Source organism: Streptomyces mesophilus, assembly GCF_011044995.1.
Taxonomy (GTDB): Bacteria; Actinomycetota; Actinomycetes; order Streptomycetales; family Streptomycetaceae; genus Streptomyces; species Streptomyces mesophilus.
In genome coordinates, this window is the sequence record NZ_JAAKZW010000477.1 from 1 (window position 1) to 913 (window position 913).

The following is a 913-nucleotide window of genomic DNA, read 5'->3' on the forward strand; positions in this document are numbered from 1 at the left end:
GGTGGTGGGGGCACCCGGAGGGCGCGTGCCGTCGAGGACGGACATGGAGCCTCCATGGGACGGGGACAGGAGGGAGCGGCACGTTTGGTATACCAAGCGCGACGCGGTCATCGTCCCGCCGCCACCGGCACGCGGCAATGTCCCGTCGGTTACGAGTAGGTAAAAGGAGCGGCGGTCCCGGGCGGCCGATCGGGCCCGGCCCATCTCGCCCCCGGCCACGTGCATTTGGGTCGCGGCAGGTTAAATGAGCTCATGACCACTGCTGAACGCGCGCTCGGAGCCGTGCGCGAGAAGGTGCTCGCCGAGCTGCGGCAGGACATAGTCGCCGGCCGGCTGCGCCCCGGGGACCGTCTGGTCGAACGGGAACTGGCCGAGCGCTTCGGGGTGTCGAGGGTGCCCGTGCGGGAGGCGGTGCGCGCCCTGGTGGCCGAGGGCTTCGTGTACTTCGAGTCGCCGCGGCGTGCGCTGGTACGGCGCCTGGACGCCACCGACGTACAGGAACTCTTCGAACTGCGGGAGGCGTTGGAGGTCTACGCGGCCGGGCTCGCGGCCGAGCGGGCCACCCCGGAGGCGCTCGCCGATCTGGCGGAGCTCCTCGACCGGGCGACCGTGGCCACCGAGGCCCAGGACGCCGAGACGATCACGGACGTCAACACCCTGTTCCACGACCGGATCCTCGCCATGGCGGGCAACGGGCTGCTGATGTCGGTGATGGAGCCGGTCGACGGCCGGATGCGCTGGATGACGCGGCGCAACGAGGAGTGGCGCACCCTCCTCGAGGAACACCACGAGCTGTACACGGCCCTCGCCTCAGGCGACCGCGACCGGGCCCGCGCGAGCGCCCTCACGCACGTGCAGACCAACTATCGGACTACGGTGCGGCAGTTGTTCGGGGGGACGGAGAGCTAGGGGG

At 71.1% G+C, this 913-nt stretch carries 1 protein-coding gene; it reads left to right on the forward strand.

The genetic code is table 11. The features are described from left to right. Positions 1-252: 252 nt before the first annotated feature. The gene (locus G6045_RS40660; RefSeq protein ID WP_165337269.1) at positions 253-909 is read left to right on the forward strand and encodes a GntR family transcriptional regulator; all 657 of its coding nucleotides are present in this window, start codon (positions 253-255) and stop codon (positions 907-909) included. Positions 910-913: the final 4 nt, after the last annotated feature.

Bases quoted from the DNA above. Each gene is read 5' to 3' on its own strand.
- G6045_RS40660 (WP_165337269.1), top strand. From the start codon at position 253: ATGACCACTGCTGAACGCGCGCTCGGAGCCGTGCGCGAGAAGGTGCTC.